The 22,595-nt window shown below is 70.9% G+C and carries 18 protein-coding genes; 5 read left to right on the top strand and 13 right to left on the bottom strand.

Annotation, left to right across the window (positions count from 1 at the left end; genetic code table 11):
• Window positions 1-19: 19 nt before the first annotated feature.
• Together J2Y42_RS12290 and J2Y42_RS12285 are read left to right on the top strand one after the other, a co-directional pair.
• On the top strand, window positions 20-682 hold the full coding sequence (locus tag J2Y42_RS12290) for an SDR family oxidoreductase (protein ID WP_309858958.1): 663 nt from the start codon (window positions 20-22) through the stop codon (window positions 680-682).
• Between the two features lie 10 nt (window positions 683-692).
• On the top strand, window positions 693-2,438 hold the full coding sequence (locus J2Y42_RS12285; RefSeq protein ID WP_309858954.1) for a long-chain-fatty-acid--CoA ligase: 1,746 nt from the start codon (window positions 693-695) through the stop codon (window positions 2,436-2,438).
• A gap of 15 nt (window positions 2,439-2,453) precedes the next feature.
• Here J2Y42_RS12285 and J2Y42_RS12280 read toward each other — a convergent pair whose 3' ends face one another.
• From J2Y42_RS12280 to J2Y42_RS12225, 12 genes are all read right to left on the bottom strand, one after another.
• Entirely contained in the window at window positions 2,454-2,996 is a 543-nt protein-coding gene (locus J2Y42_RS12280; RefSeq protein ID WP_309858951.1) for a PaaI family thioesterase, read from the bottom strand.
• Window positions 2,997-3,071: 75 nt separating this feature from the next.
• Window positions 3,072-3,992: an oxygenase MpaB family protein gene (locus tag J2Y42_RS12275; protein ID WP_309858949.1), complete on the bottom strand. Its 921-nt coding sequence runs from the start codon at window positions 3,990-3,992 to the stop codon at window positions 3,072-3,074.
• Between the two features lie 10 nt (window positions 3,993-4,002).
• The gene (locus J2Y42_RS12270; RefSeq protein WP_309858946.1) at window positions 4,003-4,557 is read right to left on the bottom strand and encodes a YbaK/EbsC family protein; all 555 of its coding nucleotides are present in this window, start codon (window positions 4,555-4,557) and stop codon (window positions 4,003-4,005) included.
• A 4-nt stretch (window positions 4,558-4,561) separates the two neighbouring features.
• Window positions 4,562-5,134 (bottom strand): GNAT family N-acetyltransferase, encoded by a 573-nt coding sequence (locus tag J2Y42_RS12265; protein WP_309858943.1) that lies wholly within the window; start codon window positions 5,132-5,134, stop codon window positions 4,562-4,564.
• Window positions 5,135-5,142: 8 nt separating this feature from the next.
• The gene (gene gatB / locus J2Y42_RS12260; RefSeq protein ID WP_309858940.1) at window positions 5,143-6,663 is read right to left on the bottom strand and encodes an Asp-tRNA(Asn)/Glu-tRNA(Gln) amidotransferase subunit GatB; all 1,521 of its coding nucleotides are present in this window, start codon (window positions 6,661-6,663) and stop codon (window positions 5,143-5,145) included.
• On the bottom strand, window positions 6,663-8,210 hold the full coding sequence (gene gatA, locus J2Y42_RS12255) for an Asp-tRNA(Asn)/Glu-tRNA(Gln) amidotransferase subunit GatA (RefSeq protein ID WP_020074965.1): 1,548 nt from the start codon (window positions 8,208-8,210) through the stop codon (window positions 6,663-6,665). Before gatA ends, gatB begins: the two co-directional genes overlap by 1 nt.
• A 6-nt stretch (window positions 8,211-8,216) precedes the next feature.
• Entirely contained in the window at window positions 8,217-8,504 is a 288-nt protein-coding gene (gene gatC / locus J2Y42_RS12250) for an Asp-tRNA(Asn)/Glu-tRNA(Gln) amidotransferase subunit GatC (protein ID WP_172823262.1), read from the bottom strand.
• Between the two features lie 90 nt (window positions 8,505-8,594).
• Window positions 8,595-10,352: an alkaline phosphatase family protein gene (locus J2Y42_RS12245; RefSeq protein WP_309858936.1), complete on the bottom strand. Its 1,758-nt coding sequence runs from the start codon at window positions 10,350-10,352 to the stop codon at window positions 8,595-8,597.
• A gap of 53 nt (window positions 10,353-10,405) precedes the next feature.
• Entirely contained in the window at window positions 10,406-11,704 is a 1,299-nt protein-coding gene (locus tag J2Y42_RS12240; protein WP_309858933.1) for an alpha/beta hydrolase, read from the bottom strand.
• A 235-nt stretch (window positions 11,705-11,939) separates the two neighbouring features.
• Window positions 11,940-14,198, bottom strand: coding sequence for an NAD-dependent DNA ligase LigA (gene ligA, locus J2Y42_RS12235; RefSeq protein WP_309858928.1), 2,259 nt, complete (start codon window positions 14,196-14,198; stop codon window positions 11,940-11,942).
• Between the two features lie 190 nt (window positions 14,199-14,388).
• The gene (gene mnmA / locus J2Y42_RS12230; RefSeq protein ID WP_309858925.1) at window positions 14,389-15,489 is read right to left on the bottom strand and encodes a tRNA 2-thiouridine(34) synthase MnmA; all 1,101 of its coding nucleotides are present in this window, start codon (window positions 15,487-15,489) and stop codon (window positions 14,389-14,391) included.
• 156 nt (window positions 15,490-15,645) lie between these two features.
• Window positions 15,646-16,827, bottom strand: coding sequence for a cysteine desulfurase family protein (locus tag J2Y42_RS12225; protein WP_309858923.1), 1,182 nt, complete (start codon window positions 16,825-16,827; stop codon window positions 15,646-15,648).
• A 45-nt stretch (window positions 16,828-16,872) separates the two neighbouring features.
• On the opposite strand from J2Y42_RS12225, the gene glgX reads away from it, so the two are divergent.
• The 3 genes from glgX to J2Y42_RS12210 are packed head-to-tail and all read left to right on the top strand — an operon-like array spanning window position 16,873 to window position 19,921.
• On the top strand, window positions 16,873-18,951 hold the full coding sequence (glgX, locus tag J2Y42_RS12220) for a glycogen debranching protein GlgX (protein ID WP_309858920.1): 2,079 nt from the start codon (window positions 16,873-16,875) through the stop codon (window positions 18,949-18,951).
• Window positions 18,951-19,439 carry a Cys-tRNA(Pro) deacylase gene (ybaK, locus tag J2Y42_RS12215; protein WP_309858917.1) on the top strand — a complete coding sequence of 163 codons (489 nt, stop codon included), beginning with the start codon at window positions 18,951-18,953 and terminating at the stop codon, window positions 19,437-19,439. Before glgX ends, ybaK begins: the two co-directional genes overlap by 1 nt.
• Window positions 19,436-19,921, top strand: coding sequence for a GNAT family N-acetyltransferase (locus tag J2Y42_RS12210; protein ID WP_309858914.1), 486 nt, complete (start codon window positions 19,436-19,438; stop codon window positions 19,919-19,921). The genes ybaK and J2Y42_RS12210 overlap by 4 nt, the downstream gene beginning before the upstream one ends.
• A 92-nt stretch (window positions 19,922-20,013) precedes the next feature.
• On the opposite strand, the gene glgP is transcribed toward J2Y42_RS12210, so the two are convergent.
• Entirely contained in the window at window positions 20,014-22,587 is a 2,574-nt protein-coding gene (gene glgP / locus J2Y42_RS12205) for an alpha-glucan family phosphorylase (RefSeq protein ID WP_309858911.1), read from the bottom strand.
• Window positions 22,588-22,595 lie beyond the last annotated feature (8 nt).

Below are 22,595 nucleotides of genomic sequence, written 5' to 3'. Positions count from 1 at the left end.
ACGGTGGAAGGATGGGGTCATGACTCGAGTCGCGATCATCGGAGCCCACGGAAAAGTCGCCCAGCAGCTCATGCGGGTGCTCTACGACCGCGGTGACGACTTCGTCGGCGTCGTCCGCAACGACGAGCACGCCGAGGACGTCTACCGCCTCGGCGGTCTCGGGGTGCTTGTCGACATCGAGAAGGCGGACGCCGACGCCCTCGCCGAGGCGATCCGCGGCTGCGACGCGGTCGTCTTCACCGCCGGGGCCGGAGCCGGCTCGGGCATCGAGCGGAAGCGCACCGTCGACTACGGCGGCTCGGTGAAGTCGCAGGAGGCGGCAGCGAAGGCGGGCATCCGCCGTTTCGTGCAGGTCTCGGCCTGGGGCGTAGACGCTCCCGTCGACGACGCCGACCCGGTGTGGAAGGCCTATGTCGACGCCAAGCGCGACGCCGACACGGCGCTCCGCGCCTCCGGGCTCGACTGGACCATCGTCCGCCCGGGCGGCCTCACCACCGACGAGGGAACCGGGCGGATCACGCTCGGCGACAGCGTTCCGCGCGGCAGCATCGCCCGCGAGGACGTCGCCACCCTCATCGCCGTCGTGCTCGACGAGCCCGCGGCGATCGGCCGCCAGTGGGAGGTCATCGGCGGCGACACCCCGATCGAGGACGCCGTGCGGGCGCAGGTCGCCTCCGCGTAGGCTTGCCGCCGTGACCACCGACAGCGCGACGAGCGACGGAGCCGCGACCGCGGGCGCCGAGCACCTCCCGTACAGCACCAAGCCCTGGCTCGCCGGCTATGCGCCGGGCGTCCCGGCCGATGTGGAGGTGCCCGCCGGGTCCCTCTCCCACCTCATCGACGAGTCGGTGAAGACCTACGGCAAGCACGTCGCGTTGGAGTTCTTCGGCGCGACCACCACGTACGCCGAACTGGGCGACCAGATCGCGCGTGCCGCCGAGGGCCTGCGGAAGCTCGGCGTCTCGAAGGGCGACCGCGTCGCGCTCGTGCTGCCGAACTGTCCTCAGCACGTCGCGGCGTTCTACGCCGTCCTGCGCCTCGGCGCCGTGGTCGTCGAACACAACCCGCTGTACACGCCGCGCGAGCTCCGCCACCAGTTCGAGGATCACGGCGCGACCGTCGCCATCGTCTGGGACAAGGTCGCCGCCACCGTGCAGGACCTCCCCGCCGACCTCGGCGTGACCACGATCATCTCCGTCGACCTCACCCGCGCTATGCCCGCCTCCAAGCGGATCGCTCTGCGGCTCCCCGTCCCGGCGGCGCGCAAGGCCCGCGAGCAGCTGACCGCGAAGGTGTCCGGAACCATCTCGTGGGATTCGCTGGTCGCCTCCCGCCGGATCGCGAAGTCCTCCCCGCGCCCGGAGCGCGACGACCTGGCCCTCATCCAGTACACCTCCGGCACCACCGGAACGCCGAAGGGCGCCATGCTCAGTCACGGCAACCTGAACGTGAACGCGGCTCAGTCCCGCGCGTGGGTGCCGACCATCGAGCGCGGCACGTCGGTCGTCTACGCGGTCCTCCCCCTCTTCCATGCCTACGGGCTCACCCTCTGCCTCACCTTCGCGATGAGCATGGGGGCGCGGCTGGTGCTGTTCCCGAAGTTCGACCCCGACCTGGTGCTGGATGTGGTGAAGAAGCACCCGGCGACCTTCCTGCCCGCTGTCCCTCCGATCTACGAACGGCTGGTGCAGGCGGCCGAGAAGCGCAAGGTGTCGCTCTCGGGCATCCAGATCGCCATCTCGGGAGCCATGAGCCTGCCGCAGGGCATCGTCGACCTCTGGGAGCACGAGACCGGCGGCTACCTCGTCGAAGGCTACGGTCTCTCCGAATGCTCGCCGGTGCTGATGGCGAACCCGGTGGGCGCGACCCGTCGCGAGGGCACGGTCGGCCTGCCGCTGCCGAGCACGGAGCTGCGCGTGGCCGATCCGGACGACCCGTCGATCGACCGCCCGTTCGGCGAGGAGGGCGAGCTGCTCGCACGGGGTCCGCAGGTGTTCTCGGGCTACTGGCGGAAGCCCGACGAGACCGCCAAGGTGTTCTCCGACGACGGCTGGTTCCGCACCGGCGACATCGTGACGATGGATGAGGACGGGTTCGTCCGCATCGTCGACCGCATCAAGGAGCTCATCGTCACCGGCGGTTTCAACGTGTCGCCGACCGAGGTGGAGGACGCCCTGCGGTCCTTCCCGGGGGTCGCCGACATCGCCGTGGTCGGACTCCCCCACCGCCGCGGCGGCGAAGACGTGGTCGCCGCCGTCGTGATGGAGCCCGGCGCATCCTTCGACGAGGAGGCCATCCGCGCATTCGGCCGCGACTGCCTCACCCCGTACAAGGTCCCGAAGCACGTCGTGCAGGTGGATGAGTTGCCGCGCTCCATCGTCGGCAAGGTCATCCGCCGCAAGGTGCGCGACCAGCTGCTCGCCGCACAGGCGAAGTAGCCGCGCGGTCGGGCGTCAGCCGCCGATCGGGAACACCAGCAGCGAACCGGTCGCCGTCGCGACCGTCTTGCCCGCAGCATCCGTGATGACTCCGTCGGCGAAGGCGACGCGGTTGCCGGGCTTCGTCACGGTCGCGGTGCAGGTCAGCGGACCGGTCCCCGCGTGCACCGGGCGCAGGTAGTTGACGGTGATCTGAATGGATGTGTAGCCCTGACCCTGCGGCAGTGTCGTCTGGACCGCGCAGCCGAGCGCGGAATCGAGCACGGTGCACACGAATCCGCCGTGCACCGTCCCGATGGGGTTGTAGTGCGACTCGTCCGGCTCGCACACGAATGTTGCGGTGCCGGGGTCGGCTGCGACCAGCGTCATCCGCATCAGCTCGGTGATGGGAGGCGGAGGCAGTTCGCCGCGCAGCATCGACCGGAGGTACTCGAGCCCGGTCATGGAGGGCATCCGCGCGACGCCGGGAGCCGGGTCCTCCCAGTGGACGGTTCGGGTGCGGGTCTGCGTCTCGGTCTGGGTCTGGGTCTGGGTCTGGTCGGCGCCGGCGTCGCTCATGCTGTCATCCTCGCACGCGCGGCGCCCGCAGGTCAGACGCCCGCGGGTCAGGCGGCGCGGGTCAGGCGATGCGGGTCAGGCGGCGCCGAGCCGCGCGAGCCGCCGCCGGGCCGCCAGCTCGGCCTGCGGCTGAGGGCCGAGAAGGGTGCGGGCCCCGGCGAGCACCGCGGAGGTCGCCCCGTGGAGCGGAAGCACGCGCTCGGCCAGCGTGGGCGGCAGCCCGAGGAGGTCGCGGTGCCGCGGCTCCAACGTGGAAATGGCGGCACGGAACACGATTCGGTACGACGGCCGCAGCGTGCGGCGCAGCGGAGCCCGGCGGATGAACCGGACGATCTCCTCGACCTCCGGACCGCCGCGCAGCTCCCCCGCGTCGGTGATCGCGTCGATCTCGGCCCGCAACGCCGCTGCGGATCGCGGAGCATCCGGCACCCCCATGAGCTCCGCCGCCGTGGCCCACTCGGCCACGTAAACGTCCGCTCCGCCCGGGATGGGACCGCCCCAGTGCTCGTGCGCCGTCAGGAACGCGTCGGTGAAGGCGAGGTGCACCCAGCGGGCGAGGTCGGGGTCGTTGGCCGAGTACGGCCGCTCGACGCCGTGCCCGTCGACGTAGGTGCCGGTGACCCGGCGGTGCAGGGACCGCACCATCTCACTCCCCGCGACGGCCTGTCCCCGGCTGCCGAAGGTGACGGTGTGGATCCATTGGATGGTCCCCGCAAGCCGGCCGAGCGGGTCCTCGCGGTAGCGCGAGAAGTCGCGCACTCCGGCCAGCGCGCCCGGGTGCAGGGCCTGAAGCAGAAGGGCGCGCACCCCGGCGACGAGCGTCGGCATGCCGCCGTGCACCGCCCAGGCAGCGCTGTCGGGACCGAAGAAACCCTCGTCCTCTCCGTCCTCCAGCCGCAGGATCCAGGCGGGCACCTCATCCGATCGCCCGGCCAGGGTCTCGATCAGACGTGAGCGGACGGGTGCGAGCACCCGTTCGACGGCGGCTCCGGTCATGCGGCCACGCTCATCCCGGAATCTCGAGGCCGAGACCGTCGATGACCTGCGCGTCGGGCAGCTCGCCGAGCAGACGGCCGGGGAGGAGGAGCTTGGAGCGGCGGACGCCGGACCCGATGATCACCACGCCGTCGTCGATCACGCGCGCGTCGACGAGCACCGGCCAGCCGGCGGGAAGGCCGATCGGGGTGATCCCGCCGTACTCCATGCCGGTCAACTCCACGGCGCGGTCCATCGGAAGGAAGGACGCCTTGCGCACGTCCAGGAAGCGCTTGACGGTGTTGTTGACATCCGCCCGGGTGGTCGACAGGACGACGCACGCGGCGATCCGCTCCACACCCTCGCGCTTGCCCGCGACCACCACGCAGTTGGCGAGGTCGGCGGCATCTAGCCCGAACTGGTCGCGCGTCGCGGCCGTGTCGGACACGTCGGGGTCGATCTCGACGATGCCCACCTCATCCAGCCAGCCGAGCGTCGCGAGCGCCTCGAGGGTCACCGGAGCGAGCAGATCGGTGCGGGAGGAGGCCGGTGCGGAGGTCAGACCGCCGAGAGTGAAGACGCCCATGCGCCTACTCTGCACGCGCCGCCTGGGAGTCCGCAAACAGCTCCGGAGCCTGGGCCGCCAGGCCCAGCCGCTTGTACATGATCGTCGTGCCGCCGAGCACTCCGGATGGGCTGACGGCGAAGTCCGGGATGCTGCCGACCGCGCTCCAGCCCCACCGGCGGTACAGCGTCTCCGCCAGGCTGCCGGTCTCCGTGTCGAGCACGAGGAGGGTCAGCCCGGTCTGCTCCGCGTGCTGCTCGAGAGCCGTCATCAGGGCCGGGGCGACTCCCCGGCCGCGGGCGGAGGGATGCACCATCAGCTTGACGACCTCTCCGCGGTGCGGGCCGTTCGGCTTCGGGGACCGCATAAGGGTGATGGTGCCGACCGCGCGCCCGTCCGGCTCGCGGGCGACCCAGGTCGCGGCGTCCGCCTCCGCGAACAGCGCTCGCCACCAGGCGGTCGCCTCCTCGGGCGACGGCGGCACGATCCAGCCGACGCTCGCGCCGGCCTTCACCGTCTCGGCGAGCACGGCGGAGAGTGCGGCGGCGTCGGCCTCCGCACTCTCCGCCGTCACCCGTTCGACGAGGATCCCGCCCACGGGCCTGGCTACTCCGTGGCGCTCGCGCGCTCGAGCACCAGCTCGCGCACGCGTGCCGCGTCCGCCTGACCGCGCATGGCCTTCATGACGGCGCCGATGACGGCTCCGGCGGCCTGCACCTTGCCGTCGCGGATCTTGGCGAGCACATCCGGCTGCGACGACAGTGCCTCGTCGATGGCCGCGATGAGCGCGCCGTCGTCGGAGACCACCGCGAGCCCGCGGGCGTCGACGACCTCCTGGGGTCGCCCCTCCCCCGCGATGACGCCCTCGAGCACCTGGCGTGCCAGGCGGTCGGTGAGCGTGCCGGCCTCGATCAGGGCGGCCAGTTCGGCGACGTTCTGGGGGCTGACCAGCGTTCCGGCGGGGACGTTCTGCGCGTTCGCGAGACGGGCGATCTCACCGGTCCACCACTTGCGGGCGGCGGCGGGGTCGGCGCCGGCGGCGATCGTGGCCTCGACCTCGTCCAGCAGGTCGGCGTTGGCGACGTCCTGGAACTCGAGGGCCGTGAAGCCCCATTCTGCGGTCAGGCGCTTGCGGCGCAGCGACGGCTGCTCCGGGAGCGTGCCGCGGAGCTCTTCGATCCACTCGCGGGCCGGGGCGACCGGCACGAGGTCGGGCTCCGGGAAGTAGCGGTAGTCGTCGGCGTCCGACTTGGGGCGGCCGGCGCTCGTCGTGCCGGAGTCCTCGTGCCAGTGGCGCGTCTCCTGCACGATGGTGCCGCCCGCCTGGAGGATCGCGGCCTGGCGCTGGATCTCGTAGCGGACCGCGCGCTCGATGGAGCGCAGCGAGTTCACGTTCTTCGTCTCGGTGCGCGTGCCGAGCTCCGTCGACCCACGGCGGCGCAGGGAGACGTTGGCGTCACAGCGCACGTTCCCCTCCTCCATGCGGGCGTTCGAGACGCCGAGCGCCTTCACGATGTCGCGGATGGCGCGCACATACGTGCGGCCGACCTCCGGCGCGTCCGCCTCGGCGCCCTCGATGATCTTGGTGACGATCTCGACCAGCGGCACACCGCCGCGGTTGAAGTCGACCAGCGAGTAGTCGGCGCCCTGGATGCGGCCGGTGGCGCCGCCGACGTGGGTCAGCTTGCCGGCGTCCTCCTCCATGTGCGCGCGCTCGATCTCGATCGTCAGCTCGCGGCCGTTCTCCAGCTCGATGGTGATCGACCCGTCGTGCGCGATCGGCTCGTCGTACTGCGAGGTCTGGAAGTTCTTGGCCAGGTCCGGGTAGAAGTAGTTCTTCCGCGCGAACCGGCTCGACTCGGCGATGTCGCAGCCGAGGGCGAGGCCGAGCCGGATGCTCGACTCGATGGCCTTCTCGTTCACCTGCGGCATGCCGCCCGGGAGTCCGAGACAGGTCGGGCAGGTGTTCGTGTTGGCGCCAGAGCCGAACTCGTTGGCGCAGCCGCAGAACATCTTGGTCTTGGTGTTGAGCTCGACGTGGACCTCGAAGCCGAGAACGGGCTCGAACAGTTCGAGTGCCTTCTCGTAGTCCATCAGCTCCGCTGTGTGGGCAGTGGCGTTCGCCATCAGACGGCTCCCTCTTCGCTCGCGAACATCTCGGTGGCGCTCAGATCCGGCGCCTGGCTGAGCAGTGTGCCGCCCCACTTCTGCTCGAGCAGCTGCTCGAGCGCCGCCCCGAACGTGTAGAGGCGGGCATCCGCACGGGCGGGCGCCATCAGCTGCATGCCGACCGGCAGCCCGTCCTCCGGTGCGAGGCCGATCGGCAGGCCCATGCCCGGAACGCCGGCGAGGTTCGCCGGGATGGTGGTGATGTCGTTCAGGTACATCGCCATCGGGTCGTCGATCTTCTCGCCCAGCTTGAAGGCGGTGGTCGGCGCGCTCGGGCTGACCAGCACATCCACCTTCTCGAACGCGGCGGAGAAGTCGCGCTGGATGAGCGTGCGCACCTTCTGCGCGCTGCCGTAGTAGGCGTCGTAGTAGCCGGCGCTCAGGGCGTAGGTGCCCAGGATGATGCGCCGCTTGACCTCCGGGCCGAAGCCGGCGTCGCGGGTCGCCGCCATCACGCGCTCGACAGTCACCGGCGGGTCGGCCGGGTTGACGCGCAGGCCGAAGCGCACCGAGTCGAAGCGCGCCAGGTTGCTCGAGGCCTCCGCCGGGAGGATCAGGTAGTACGCCGAGACCGCGTACTCGAAGCTCGGAGCGCTGACCTCGACGATCTCGGCCCCGGCGGACTCGAGCAGGGCGAGCGCCTCGTCGAAGCGCTGCTTGACGCCCGACTGGAAGCCGTCGCCGGCGATCTCGCGGATGACGCCGACACGGACGCCCTTCAGCGCCCCGTCCCGGTGTCCGGCGCGGGCGGCATCGGCCATCGACGGCCAGGTGTCGGCCAGCGAGGTGGAATCGAGCGGGTCGTGACCGGCGATCACGTCGTGCAGCAGGCCGGCGTCGAGCACGCTGCGGGACACGGGGCCCACCTGGTCGAGCGAGCTCGCCAGGGCGATCGCGCCGTACCGGCTGACGCCGCCGTACGTCGGCTTGACGCCGACCGAGCCGGTCACCGCGGCGGGCTGGCGGATCGAGCCGCCGGTGTCGGAGCCGAGCGCGAGCGGGGCCTCGAAGGCGGAGACGGCCGCGGCCGAGCCTCCACCCGATCCACCGGGGATGCGCTCCAGGTCCCACGGGTTTCGGGTCGGGCCGTACGCCGAGTGCTCCGTCGAGGAGCCCATGGCGAACTCGTCCATGTTCGTCTTGCCGAGCGGCACGAGGTCGGCCTCGCGGAGGCGGCGGACGACGGTCGCGTCGTAGGGCGGGATCCAGCCCTCGAGGATCTTCGAGCCGGAGGTCGACGGCATGTCCTCCGTCGCCAGGACGTCTTTGATGGCGATGGGGACACCGGCGAGCGGGCCGAGCGGGTCGCCCGCCGCGCGGCGGCCGTCGATCTCGGCGGCCGTGCGGATGGCCTTCTCGCCGGCGACGTGGAGGAACGCGTGCACGTCCGCGTCGACGGACTCGATGCGGTCGAGGTGGGCGCGAACGGCATCCACCGAGGAGACCTCGCCCGCGGCGAGCTTCTCGGCGAGGGCGGAGGCGGAGAGCCTGATCAGGTCGGTCATGTCGTCCTACTCCTCGTCCAGGATGGTGGGCACCTTGAAGCGGTCGCCCTCGCGCTCGGGGGCACCCGACAGCGCCTGCTCCACGGTCAGCGACGGCCGGACCTCGTCCTTCCGGAACACGTTGGTCAGCGGGAGCGGGTGGCTGGTCGCCGGGACGTCGGGCCCGGCCACCTCCTGGACTTTCGCGACGGACTCGACGATCTGGCCGAGCTCCTTCGTGAGGCTCTCGAGCTCTTCCGGGCTGAGGTCGATCCTGGCGAGGTTCGCCAGGTGGGCGACCTGCTCTGCGCTGATCTCGCTTGCGCTGGTTTCAGACAAGGGTGCGTCTCCGTGGATTCGGTGGTGGGGTGACGGGAGCTCGCGTCGCGGCCCGCCCTATCGATTCTAGGGCGAGCCGAACAGCCCGCGCCCCAGCCCGTTGACCGCTTGGTACGCCTCCTTGTACGTGCGCGGCACCGTCGCGCCGGGCACGCCGTAGCGCGCCATCAGCAGGCCGACGAGGCCGATGCCGGGCGGGCTGAGCGGGCGGTCCTCATCCTCCGGCGCCGGCGCGTCGGACTCCGGGTTCGCCGGGACGTACTGAGGATGCGTGTCGGGCCACGTGCCCGGCTGCCGCGGGGTCGTCCGGTTGATCGCGTTGTCGATCGTCCTGGCGCCGCGATCGCGCTCGGTGAGGTGCTTCATCCCGAACTTCTTGCACAGCGTCGCGACGACCGCCGAATGGTGCATCTCCTCGTGGATGATCGTGTTGCGCGCTGTGTACGCCGAGATCGCGATGGCGGGCACACGCACGCCGAGGCGGTCGAAGCCGAAGCCGTTCTCGCCCGGGCCGCTGTCGTCCGGCGGAGTCGCCGGACCCGGCGGGACGTGGTCGTATGTGCCGCCGTGCTCGTCGAAGGTCACGAGCAGCAGCGTGTTGAGCGCGTTGGAGCCCTTCGCGCTGCGCGCCGAGCGGATGGCCGAATAGACCTTGTGCAGCAGCAGGTCGCCCGCGCGCACGTCGGAGATCGCGCCTCCGACGACGACCTCGCCGTCCACATCCTCCCCGGTCATCGGACCGCCCGGCGGGTGCATGTCGTTGTGGTCGTAGAGCAGGCGCGGTTCCACGAAGGCGTAGTCCGGGAGCGTCCCCTCGGCCACATCCGCGTAGAACTGCGACATCGTCCGGAAGCGCGTCTTCCAGTACGGCTCCAGCACCGGCGCGTGGATGAATCCGGTCAGGGAAATCAGCTGCCGGTCGTCGAAGTAGACCCGCCAGCTGCGACCCGCCTCCTCCAACCGGTTGAAGATGGTCGGCGCGTCGTTCTTCGGGTCGAACCATTTTCGGAGCCCTTCGGCACCGCCGTTGTCGACGTAGCCGTGCGACGTGGATGCGTTGAAGAAGGACCGGTTGCAGAACGTCTGCGAGGGCACGGCGCAATGCCAGTCGTCGTACACCGCGAACTGGCGCGCCAGCGTCGAGAAGACAGGGAGCATGTCGGGCGAGAAGCCGCCCATCACGCGGCGGTAGTCGTCCACCGCGGGTTCGCGGCCGGTGTCCTTGCGGAGCACGCCCAGGTAGTCGCGCACGAAGCCGCGCATGCTCGGCCGCGCTCCCGGAGGCGGTGCGTTGTAAGGCGGCTGCATCTCCCGCACCCGCGCATCGGCGTTCGACGGCGGGTCGACGACGTCGTACAGCTGCGTGTTCACGTGCGGGTAGACCTCGCCCGGGTCGGGCGACGGCTGGCGCATCACGAAATCGGTCGTGCCCTGATAGATGTGCGCGGGGATGTCCGGGCCGCCCGCCGGATCCGGGTTGCTGTAGTCGCCGAACGCCAGCCCCTCGAACCGTTCGCCCTTCGGCAGGGTCTCCTCGTCGTAGAGGTGCCCGAGAAGGTTGTCGAACGAGCGGTTCTCGTACATCAGCACGACCAGGTGGTCGAACCCGGGACCGTCGCCCCGCGGCGGAAGCGGCGGGTACTCCTCACCGGACTCGTCCGCCGTCGGAGCGGCGCGCCCGGCAGCCGCTCCCAGGCTCGCGCCCGCCGCACCGCCCGCTGCCCCGCCGGCGACCGCGCCCGCAGCCACGAGGCCCGCGCCCTTCAGGAACGCGCGGCGGCTCGATCCCCGTCGTTCGGGGGAAGGGTCGTCGTCCGGTGCCATCCCATCCATTATGTGGTCCGGCGCCGACATCGGGCCGGAGGCTCAGGATGCGCTCAGCGCGAGGACGCCGCGGTGTTCGCGTCCGATCCGCTCGACGTCGTGCCGCCGATCACCAGGTCGCCGCGGTCGATGCCGATCATCGCGAGGTTGCGCATGCACTCGGTCCCCGCGGTGAAGTACTCGTTGTGACCGGTCGATCCGGCCAGCGACGCGTGCGTCAGCGGGTCGACGGCGCCGTCCACCCCCATCGGCTTCGCGCCGTAGCCCGGCGAGCCGGGATCGCTGCCGAAGAAGGCGCTGTTGACGATCGGGTCCATCGGGGCCTCGCCGACGAAAACGTTCCCGTGAGTGACCGCGAGTCCGGCGACCGACTGCGCGGCGCTCCCCGGCGATCCCATCAGCGCCAGCGCATCCACCGTGACGGTGCGCCGTTCGAGCGCCATCAGGGCGGCCGTCGACCCGTACGAGTGCGCGAACACGCTGAGGTACGGCTGGTCGGCGCCGCGCAGAGCCCGGATGCCCTCCAGCGTGCGTTCCAGGCTGTCGGCGCCCTGCTCGGCCAGAGCCGTCCCGCCGATGTTGGTGAGCACCGGCGTCTGGTAGCCGATCCACGCGACGACGGCGACGCCCGGCGCTCCCCCGTTGCCGCGCGGGCCCAGGACACGGCGCAGGAAACCGGTCTGCAGGTCGTACTGCTCCTGAGCCACCTTCGCCCATGCCTCGATCTGCTCCCCGACGGACATGTACATGCCGGGCACCAGGACGCTCACGTACTTCGCCGTGCGGATGTCTCCGACGACGATCGCGGCCTTCGCATCGGCGGACGGGTCGAGGGTCACCAGCGTCCGCTTGACCCCGTCGTGCTTCGAGAGCGCGGTCGAGACGTTGTGCAACGTGTCGAGCTGCCGCTGCAGCGCCACCCGCTCCGCGCGACCGTGCTCCGTCTTGAGCGTCTTGGTGACGCTGGCGATGGTCTGCTTGAGGTCGAGGGTGTTCGCGCGGCCCCGGACGTCGTACGGGACGCCCTCCAGGTTGCCGACGACGTGCGGTGCAGCCTGGATGAGCGCCTTCTGCTTGTCGGGGTCGATCAGGTTCCAGAGGCGGCTGACATCCACCGCCGCCGGGGCGTCGAGGAGGAGCGCGTCGAGCTTCGCCCGGTTGGCGTCGAGGAAGGACGGCAGGGCCGAGGCGTCGACGCTGGCGACGGCGCCGAGGAGCGCGGTCGACGCGGAGCGGGCCGCAGGCCCGGCGGGGACATCGGAGACGGGTCCGGAAGCCGAGGCGTCCAGGGCCGGGACCGCCGCGTAGGAGACCGCCGAGACGGGTGCCGCCGGGGTGTCTGCGGGCAGCACAGAAACCCCAGTCAGTCCGGAGACCGCCGAGGTAACAGTGAGAACAGCTGCAAAGCCGACCAGCACTCCGTCCGGGTCCCTCCGAGAGCGAGCGAGCTAAGCCCTTTTGCGTGTGCGTCCGGGGGGAGCGCACATCTCGACTCTACCCATGAACGGGTGGCCGACGGCGAGCCGTTCTACCCCCGATTCAGGGGGAGAATTTCTCTCCTGTCCGCGAGAAGGAGGACCGAAATCGTCACATTTCGAGTGCTGCGGGCCCTTCCTCGACCAGCGTCTTGAACTGGGCGGCGTCGATGATGCGCACGCCGAGCTCCTCCGCCTTGGCGAGTTTCGACCCTGCGCCCGGCCCCGCAGCGACGAAATCCGTCTTCTTCGAGACGCTGGATGCCGCCTTGCCGCCGGCGGCGATGATCGCCTCCTGTGCTCCCTCCCGGGTGAAGCCCTCGAGCGACCCGGTCGCCACGATGGTGAGACCCGCGAGCACGCCGCCCGCGTCATCCGCACGCCCGGGGCCGGGGTGGCCGGGTGTGCTGAACTGCACGCCGTCCGCGGCCCATCTCTCAACGATCTCGCGGTGCCAGTCGACCTCGAACCAGGCGAGGACGGCGTCCGCGATGATGCCGCCGACGCCATCCACCGCGGCCAGTTCGTCGCGCGAGGCGGACCGGATCGCATCGAGCGATCCGAAGTGGTTCGCGAGCGCGCGGGCGGCGACGGGGCCGACGTGGCGGATGTTCAGGGCGACCAGGATGCGCCAGAGCGGCTTCTCGCGGGCCGCCGCCAGATTGGCGAGCAGCTCGACCGCGTTCTTGGACGGGACATACAGTTCGTCGCCGAAGAACTCCGCCGCGGACGCGTCGAACGGGCCGTCCTTCTTCTGCCTGCGACGGCGGAACGGAGTGTCTACCTTCTCCTCCCCCGCATCGGTCAGTTTCGGCAGCCCCGTCTCCGAATCCCGCACCACGACCTCGATCGGGAACAGGTCGGCGAGGGTCAGCCCGAACAGGCCCGCCTCGGTCGGGAGCGGCGGCTCCGCGGGGAAACGCGGCTGGGTCAGCGCCGCAGCCGCGACCTCGCCGAGCGCCTCGATGTCGAGGGCGCCGCGCGAGCCGATGTGCTCGACGCGACCGCGTACCTGCGCCGGGCAGAACTCGGCGTTGGGACAGCGCAGGTCGATGTCGCCCTCCTTGGCGGGCGCGAGGCGGGTGCCGCACTCGGGGCAGTTCTCGGGCATGACGAACTCGCGCTCGGTGCCGTCGCGCAGCTCGACCACCGGGCCGAGGACCTCGGGGATCACATCCCCCGCCTTGCGCAGCACGACGGTGTCGCCGATGAGGACGCCCTTCGCCTTGACGACCTCCTGGTTGTGAAGGGTGGCCTGGCGCACCTCCGAGCCGGCGACGCGCACCTTCTCCATGACGGCGAACGGCGTTGCCCGGCCGGTGCGACCGACGCTGACGACGATGTCGAGCAGCTTGGTGTTCACCTGCTCCGGCGGGTACTTGTACGCGATGGCCCAGCGGGGTGCACGGCTGGTGGCGCCCAGCTCGTCGTGCAGCGCCAGCTCGTCCACCTTGATGACGATGCCGTCGATCTCGTGCTCGACCGCGCCGCGATGCTGGCCGTAGTACTCGATGAACTCGTCGACCTTCTTCACCTCGTCGACGACCTTGTAGTGCGTGGACGTCGGGAGACCCCAACCCTTCAGCAGGTCGTACACCTTCGACTGCGCGTCGACGGGCGGGTTGTTCCACGCGCCGATGCCGTGGACGAGCATGTGCAGGCGGCGCAGGCGATTGCGCATGAGCTCCAGCTGCGCGGGGTTCTTGCCCTCGGCCTTCTGCCGGAGCGACCCGCTCGCCGCGTTGCGGGCGTTGGCGAACACACGCTCGCCGGCCTCCTGCTGGTGCGCGTTGAGCTCCTCGAACTCGGCGACGGGGAAGAACACCTCGCCGCGTACCTCCACCAGCGCCGGCGGGTCGTCGGTGGCGAGGCGAGCCGGGATCGCCGGGATCCAACGGATGTTCTCGGTCACGTCCTCGCCGACGACGCCGTCGCCGCGCGTGGCCGCCGTGACGAGCACGCCGTTCTCGTAGCGGAGGTTGATCGCCAGGCCGTCGATCTTGAGCTCGCACAGGTAGTCGACGCGCCGCCCGGCGTCGCGCTCGACCTTGGCGGCCCAGGCCTCGAACTCCTCCAACGAGAAGACGTTGTCGAGGCTGAGCATCCGCTCGGCGTGCTGCACCGGCGCGAACAGCGTCGTCTGGGCGCGGCCGCCGACGGTCTGCGTGGGGCTGTCCTGCGACTGGAGTTCCGGATGGAGCCGCTCGAGCTCCTCCAGCCGCCGCATCATGCGGTCGTACTCCTCGTCGCTGACGAGCACCGTGTCGCGCTCGTAGTACGCATCCCGGAGCTCCAGGATGCGGGTCGTCAGCTGCTGCGCCTCGGCTCGCGCTTCTGCGAGCTGGTCGTCGGTCGTCGTCTCGATCGCCACCCCCCAAGCTTATTCGCGACCCCCGACGCCGCGGCCTCGTCCTCTGCCCTCTGCCCTCTGCTCCCCCGCGGCCTCCGCCCACCGTCGAGTCCGCGAACTTTGCACGGTGGGCGGGCGTTTCGCGTGCAGAACTTGCGGACTCGACGGCGGGTGGAGGCGCGAAGGAGCGAGACGCGTCCCGGCGAGGGGGTCAGGCGGGGACGGCGGAGACGGTGCGGTCGATCGTGGTCTGGCCGAGGACGCGGGTGCCGACGTAGACGACGGCGGTCTGACCGGGAGCGACGCCGTTGAGGGGCACGTCCGGGCGGATGAGGAGCTCGCCGCCCGTGACGGACGCGACGGCGGGCACGGGATCGGCATGCGCGCGGATCTGCACCTCGCAGACGAACGGCGTGGACGGGTCGGCGGGCGGCATCCCCGCCCAGGTGTAGCGCGACCCGGCGATCTCGGCGATGTCGAGCGCCTCGCGCGGCCCGACGACGACCGTGTTCTCCTTCGGCCGTACCTCCAGGACGAACCGCGGGCGGCCGTCCGGAGACGGGTAGCCGACGTTGAGGCCCTTCCGCTGGCCGACCGTGTAGGCGTGCGCGCCCTCGTGCGTGCCGAGCCGGTTGCCCTCGCGGTCGACGATGTCGCCCGTCGCGGTGCCGACGCGCTCGGCCAGCCAGCCGCGGGTGTCGCCGTCGGGGATGAAGCAGATGTCATGCGAGTCCGGCTTGTTCGCGACGCTCAGGCCGCGCGCGGCGGCCTCGGCCCGTACCTCCGCCTTCGACGGGGTCGCGCCGAGGGGGAACATCGCGTGCGCCAGCTGCTCGGCGGTCAGCACGCCCAGGACGTACGACTGATCCTTCGCCCACGCGCTCGCGCGGTGCAGCTCGCGGTTGCCGTGCTCGTCGGTGACGATGGCCGCGTAGTGGCCGGTGCAGACGGCGTCGAAGCCGAGGTCGAGCGCCTTCTCGAGGAGGGCCGCGAACTTGATGCGCTCGTTGCATCGCATGCACGGATTGGGCGTCCGGCCCGCCGAGTACTCGGCGATGAAGTCGTCGACGACGTCGAGCTTGAAGCGCTCCGAGAAGTCCCAGACGTAGTACGGGATGCCGATGATGTTCGCGGCGCGCTGCGCATCCATCGAGTCCTCGATCGTGCAGCAGCCGCGGCTTCCGGTGCGCAGCGTCCCGGGCATCCGGCTCAGCGCCAGATGCACTCCGATTACGTCATGCCCCGCTTCGACGGCGCGCGCCGCCGCCACCGCGGAGTCGACACCACCGCTCATCGCCGCCAGAACTTTCACCCGCCGATTCTACCCGCCGCCCGCCACGCGAGAGATTTGCGCCAAATCTCGGTTATCGCGGCCGCATAACCACGATTTGTGCCAAATCTCGGTTCTTGCGGCCGCGTTGCGACGATTTGCGCCAAATCTCGGCCCCACGGACGAGGTCGGCGGGCGCTAGCGGCCGAGGCGCGGCGCCCGCTCCGCGAGTCCCGCGCGCGACGCTTGGGCGTACGCGCCCGGCAGCGCCGCGAGCAGCGCATCCACGTCCGCGTCCGTCGAGCCGCGCCCCAGCGTGAACCGCAGGGCGCTGCGCGCCTCCGTCTCGTCGCGTCCCATCGCGAGCAGCACGTGCGACGGCTCCGGGATGCCCGCCTGGCACGCCGATCCGGTCGACACGGACACGCCCGCGAGATCGAGCAGGAACAGCAAGGAGTCGCCTTGCGCGCCGGGGAAGGTGAAGTGCGCGTTCGAGGCGACCCGCTCCCCCGACGAGGGCTCTGGCCCGCTGAGCACGGCCTCCGGCACCGCCGCTCGCACCCCCGCGATGAGGCGGTCGCGCAGCGCGGAGAGCCGCGCCGTCTCGGCCTCGCGCTCCGCCTCCGCCAGCCGGGCGGCGGTCGCGAACGACACGGCGGCGGCGACGTCCTGCGTCCCGCTGCGCACCTGCCGCTGCTGGCCGCCGCCGTGGATCAGCGGGACGACGGTGGATGCGCGGCTCAGCACGAGCGCGCCGATCCCCACCGGCCCGCCGATCTTGTGCGCCGAGACGCTGAGCGCATCCACCCCGAGCCCCGCGAAGTCGATCGGCAGGTGGCCATAGGCAGCCACCGCGTCCACATGCACCGGAACCCCCGCGGCGCGCGCGACCGCGGCGAGCGCCGACACGGGCTGAATCGTCCCGACCTCGTTGTTGACCGCCAGGAAGGTCAGCAGAGCAGCGTCGTCTCCGGCGATCCGCTCCGGCACGAGGATGCGGCCCTCACCGTCGAGGGGAAGCCACGAGATCTCGGCTCCCTCGGCGCGCTCCAGCCACTCGACGGTGTCGACCGTCGCGTGGTGCTCGCCTCCGGGCGCCACGATGCGCGGTCGGCGCGCGCCGTCGTTCCTGGCCCAGAACATGCCCTTGATCGCGAGGTTGATCGCCTCCGTGCCGCCGGAGGTGAACACCACCTCGATCGGGTCGGCGCCGAGGCTCGCTGCGACCGTCTCCCGGGCCTCCTCTAGCATCCGCCTGGCCTGCTGCCCCTGACTGTGGATGCTCGACGGGTTGCCGACGACGCCCATGGCCTCGGTGTAGGCGGCGATCGCCTCCGGGCGCATCGGCGTGGTTGCGGCGTGGTCGAGGTAGACCGGCACGGTGCCCTCCGAAGTATCCAGGCGTGTGTCACTACTCTAGATCGCATGACCTCGACCGATCCCCTGCGCAACCTGGGCGTCCGTGTCGGGCCGCACGGGGGTGAGCTGAGGGTCTTCTCGGCCAACGCGGATGCCATGGAGCTGTGCCTGTTCGACGAGCACGACCCGGATTGGCTGGTCAAGACCGTGCCGATGACCCGGGATGCGAACGACGTCTGGGTGGGCCGCTCGCGCTCACTCACGGTCGGCAGCCGGTACGCCGTCCGCGTGTCCGGCCCGCAGGCGCCCGGCAACCTATTCGATCCCGAAGCGCTCCTCATCGACCCGTACGCGCGCGGCCTCCTGCATGTCAGTTCCGACGGTTGGCGTTCCGTCGTCGTCGCCGACGGCTTCGACTGGGGGGATGCGCGCAAACCCGGCACCCCGCTCGACCACACCGTGATCTACGAGGCGCACGTGAAGGGCATCAGCCGGCTGAATCCGGCAGTTCCCGAGGAGCTGCGCGGCAGCTACGCGGGCCTCGCGCACGAGTCGACCATCGCCTACCTGAAGGATCTGGGCGTCACCGCGGTCGAGCTCCTGCCGGTTCAGGCCTTCGTCTCGGAGCAGCGCCTGCAGCAGGAGGGCCTCACCAACTACTGGGGCTACAACACGCTGAACTTCTTCACGCCACACGGCCCGTACGCATCGCGCGCGGCGCAGGCGGCCGGTCCGGAGGCCGTGCTCGCCGAGTTCAAGGGCATGGTCAAGCTGCTGCACCTCGCCGGCATCGAGGTAATCCTCGACGTCGTCTACAACCACACCGCCGAAGAGGGCATGGGTGGTCCGCGCACCAGCTTCCGCGGCATCGACAACGCGACCTACTACCGGCACGACAAGACCGGCGCGTACATCGACGTGACGGGATGCGGAAACACGGTCGATTTCGGCAACCCCGTCCCGCAGCGGCTCGTGCTCGACTCGCTCCGCTACTGGGCGAACGAGATGCAGATCGACGGCTTCCGGTTCGACTTGGCGGCGACGCTCGGGCGCGGCACCGACGCATCCTTCCATCGCGACCATCCACTGCTCGTCGCCGCGGCCGCCGATCCGGCGCTCCAGGGGGTCAAGCTGATCGCCGAGCCATGGGATGTGGGGCTCGGCGGATGGCAGACCGGAAACTTCCCGGGGCCGTCCGACGACCACGCCGGCTGGTCCGAGTGGAACGACCGCTACCGCGACCGCGTGCGCAACTTCTGGCTCGCCGACATCGCCGAAGCCCGCCGCAACGGGCAGGCGCCGGTCGGCATCGGCGGGTTCGCCACCCGGTTGGCCGGCTCCTCCAACACCTTCTCGCCCGAGCGCGGACCGCTCGCCTCGGTGAACTTCGTCACCGCGCACGACGGCTTCACCATGGCCGACCTCACCGCCTACGACGTGAAGCACAACCTCGGCAACGGCGAGAACAACCGCGACGGAACCGACAACAACCGGTCGTTCAACCACGGCGTGGAGGGGCCGACGACGGATGAGGCCATCCTGCTCATGCGCGGCAAGGCGATCAGGAACCTGCTGGGCACGCTGCTGCTCTCCGCCGGCGTCCCGATGATCACCGCGGGCGACGAGTACGGACGCAGTCAGCGCGGCAACAACAACGCGTACTGCCAGGACAGCGAGCTCACCTGGCTGAGCTGGCTGCGCACACGCGAGCAGCGGGAGCAGTACGACACCACGAAACGGCTGCTGCAGCTGCGGCGCGAGAACCCGGCGCTCCGCCCGAGCCGGTACGCCGTCGACGGGCAGACGACGCCCAACGCCAGCCACATGGACTGGTACGACGCGACGGGTCAGCGCATGGACGACGAGGACTGGAACTCCCCGGAGAACCGCACGCTGCAGTACCTCGCGGCGTCGACGCCGGACAAGGAGGAGTTCAACCGCATCCTGCTCATCGTGCACGGGGTGGAGGACGACGTGGAGGTGTCGCTCCCTGCGGCCCCCGGGGTCACCTCGTACCAGCTGCTGTGGGACTCGGCGACCGAGGTCCCGATCCCCGAGGACGCGACCGAGTTCGCCCCCGGCGACACGCGACTCGTCGGAGGCACGTCGATGCAGCTGTACCGGGCGAACGGACCGCGCGTCTGATGGCCCGGCAGAAGGCGCCGGCGGGGACTCCGGCGACTGTTGCGCTGACCGCTGCGGGCATCCCCTTCACCGCGCATCCGTACGAGCACGACCCGGCCGCGCCGTCGTTCGGCTTGGAGGCGGCCGACGCGCTGGGCGTCGAGCCGGACCGCGTCTTCAAGACGCTGCTGGCCGACACGGATCTCGGGCTCGTCGTCGGCGTCGTCCCGGTGACCGGGATGCTCGACCTCAAGGCGCTCGCCGCCGCAGTCGGCGCCAAGCGGGCGACCATGGCCGATCCGGCCGTCGCCGAGCGCCGCACCGGCTATGTGGTCGGCGGCATCAGCCCGATCGGTCAGAAGACGCGGCACACCACGGTGGTGGATGAGACGGCGCAGCTGTTCGACACCGTGTTCGTGTCCGGCGGCAAGCGCGGCTTCGACGTGGAGCTCTCCCCCGACGACCTGCTGCGCGCGACCGACGGAAGCTTCGGAGCGATCGCGAAATGACCGAGGTGACGGTGCGGCGGGCGACCGTCGACGACGCGCGCGGCATCGCGGAGGTGCACGTCACGGCGTGGCGCGAGGCGTACGCCGGACACATGCCCGCCGAGTTCCTGGCGTCCATGGACGTGGGGTCCCGAGCGGAGGGCTGGACCCGCATCCTGGAGCGCGGCGAGACCGACGCCTTCGTCGCCGAGCGCGATGGCACGATCGTCGGCTGGGCGACCGCAGGCCGAGGACGCGACGACGACGCACCGCGCGACCGCGAGCTGGAGGGCATCTACCTGCTCGCGAGCGCCTACGGCTCGGGCGCCGGCCAGCGGCTGCTCGACGCCGCGATCGGCGACGCACCGGCGTACCTCTGGGTCATGGACGGCAACGGCCGTGCCGAGGCCTTCTACCGCCGCAACGGCTTCACCCGCGACGGCGCGACCATGACGCATCCCGCCGGCGACGCCACCGTCCTCGCCGTCCGCCTGACCCGCTGACCCCGCCATCAGCTCCTGAGTTTTTCGCCCCGACACGCCGTTCGGTGGCCGAAAAACTCAGGAGCTGTTGGCTGGGGTCAGGAGGCGGAGGGTCAGGAGGCGGTGGTCACGAGGCCGAGCTCGGCGGGGGTGAGCAGCAGGTCGTTCACCGGCACCACGCGGACCGTGTAGCCGAACGAACCCGCCCAGCCCAGCCGCACCGTGCCGACGAATTCGTGCGCGACCGACGCGTCGTGCGTGCCCGGCACGCCGTTGTCGACCGTCAGCGCCTGCCGGTGCACGTCGGTGAGCTCGTCGCCCTCCTGGCTGCGGCCGTAGACCACCTGCACCTCGACGTCGTCCGGCGACAGCCCGTTCAGCTGGACCAGGGCCCGCACGTGCAGCTCGTCGCCGACCTGCGGCACCGCATCCACACCGCCCGCGTCCACGTGCGTCACCGCGACCCCGGGCCACGCGCTCTCGACCCGCTGCTTCCAGGTGGCGAGCGACCGCGCCTCGGCGTAGTCGTTCTCGCTCAGCCGGTTCTCGTAGTCCGAGGCCGGGAGGTAGAGCCGCTCGACGTACTCGCGCACCATGCGCTCGGCCGAGAGCGGCGACGACAGCGTGGCGAGCGTGTGGCGGATGCGCGAGACCCACGCGGTCGGGACGCCGTCGCCGTCGCGCTCGTAGAAGCGCGGCGCGATCTGGTGCTCGATCAGGTCGTACATCGCCTCGGCCTCGAGCGCGTCGCGCTCGGCGCCGTCCCCGGCCGCGTCCGCGGACGGAATGGCCCAGCCGTTCTCGCCGTCGTAGAACTCGTTCCACCAGCCGTCGAGGATCGACAGGTTGAGGGCGCCGTTGAGGGCCGCCTTCATGCCCGAGGTCCCGCACGCCTCCAGGGGTCGGAGCGGGTTGTTCAGCCAGACGTCGGTTCCGGGATAGAGCAGCTGCGCCATCCCGATGTCGTAGTCGGGCAGGAACACCATGCGCTGGCGGATGTCCGCCTCCGACGCGAACTGCACGAGCTTCTGGATGAGGCGCTTGCCTTCGTCGTCGGCGGGATGCGACTTGCCGGCGATGACGAACTGCACGGGCCGCTCGGGGTCGGTGAGGATGCGGCGCAGCCGGTCCGGGTCGTGCAGCATCAGGGTGAGCCGCTTGTAAGTCGGCACACGCCGCGCGAAGCCGATGGTGAGGACGTTCGGATCGAGCAGGTCGCTCATCCACGCCGGCGCGATGCCGCCCGGGTTCTGGTCCTCCCACGCCGCCATCAGGCGGCGCCGCGCGTCCTGCACCAGCTGCTCGCGCATCCGGTTGCGGACGCCCCACAGATCGGCGTCGCCGACGGCCGACGCGTTGCCCCAGTCGGCGTGCGTCGTGTCCTCGGTGCCGAGGCGCTCGAGTGCGAGAGCGCGGAGCATCGGGTCGGTCCAGGTGGGCGCGTGGACGCCGTTGGTGACCGAGTCGATCGGCACCTCCTGCGGGTCGAATCCCGGGTAGAGGCCGTTGAACATGTGTCGGGAGACGTCGCCGTGGAGCTTCGAGACGCCGTTCGCGTGCTGGCCGAGGCGCAGGCCCATGACCGCCATGTTGAACACGTCGGGTGAGCCGCCCGGGTAGTCCTCCGCGCCGAGCGGCAGCACCTGGTCGGCGCTGACTCCCGGCAGGAGGGAGGTGGAGAAGTACCGCTGGATCAGCGTCTTGTCGAACCGGTCGATGCCGGCCGGGACGGGCGTGTGCGTCGTGAACACGGTCCCCGCGCGCACGACCTGCAGCGCCTGGTCGAAGGTGAGCCCCTCGCCGATCAGGTCGGAGATGCGCTCCAGGCCCAGGAAGCCGGCGTGCCCCTCGTTGGTGTGGAACACCTCCGCCTCGGGTGCGCCGGTCAGCTCGGTCCACGCCTTCACGGCGCGGACGCCGCCGATTCCGAGCAGCAGCTCCTGGAGGAGCCGGTGCTCGCCGCCGCCGCCGTACAGGCGGTCGGTGACCGAGCGGAGGCGCTCCTCGTTGTCGGGGATGTCGGTGTCGAGCAGCAGCAGTTTCACGCGGCCCACTGCCGCCTGCCAGACGCGGGCGTGCAGCACGCCGTCCGGCAGGGCGAGGGAGATCTGGACGGGCGTGCCGTCGGGGTTGCGGAGGACGCTGAGCGGCAGTCCGTCCGGGTCGAGCACGGGGTAGCTCTCCAGCTGCCAGCCGTCGGGCGTGATCGCCTGCGAGAAGTAGCCGGAGCGGTAGAACAGCCCGGCGGCGACGAGCGGCACGCCGAGGTCGCTTGCGGCCTTGAGGTGGTCGCCGGCGAGGATGCCGAGACCGCCGGAGTACTGCGGCAGGGTCGCGGCGATGCCGAACTCGGGCGAGAAGTAGGCGATGGTCTGCGGCGCGGCATCGCCGAGCGACTGGTACCAGCGCGGGTCGTGGATGTACGCGCGCAGGTCGTCGCGGATGTGGTTCGCCCAGTCGACGTAGCCCTGATCGGCGGCGAGCTCGGCGAGCCGCGACGGCTCGACGGCGCCGAGGAGGGCGATGGGATCATGCCTCACCTGCTGCCACAGCTCGGGCGAGATGCGGGCGAACAGCTCCTTGGTGGGCTCGTGCCAGGACCAGCGGAGGTTGCCTGCGATCTCCTCCAGTGCTGAGAGGTTCTCGGGGAGGACGGCGCGGACGGTGAATCTTCGGATGGCCTTCACTCGGTCCA

The organism is Leifsonia sp. 1010, from assembly GCF_031455295.1.
GTDB lineage: Bacteria > Actinomycetota > Actinomycetes > Actinomycetales > Microbacteriaceae > Leifsonia.
This window is presented reverse-complemented; position numbering and strand designations above follow the sequence as displayed.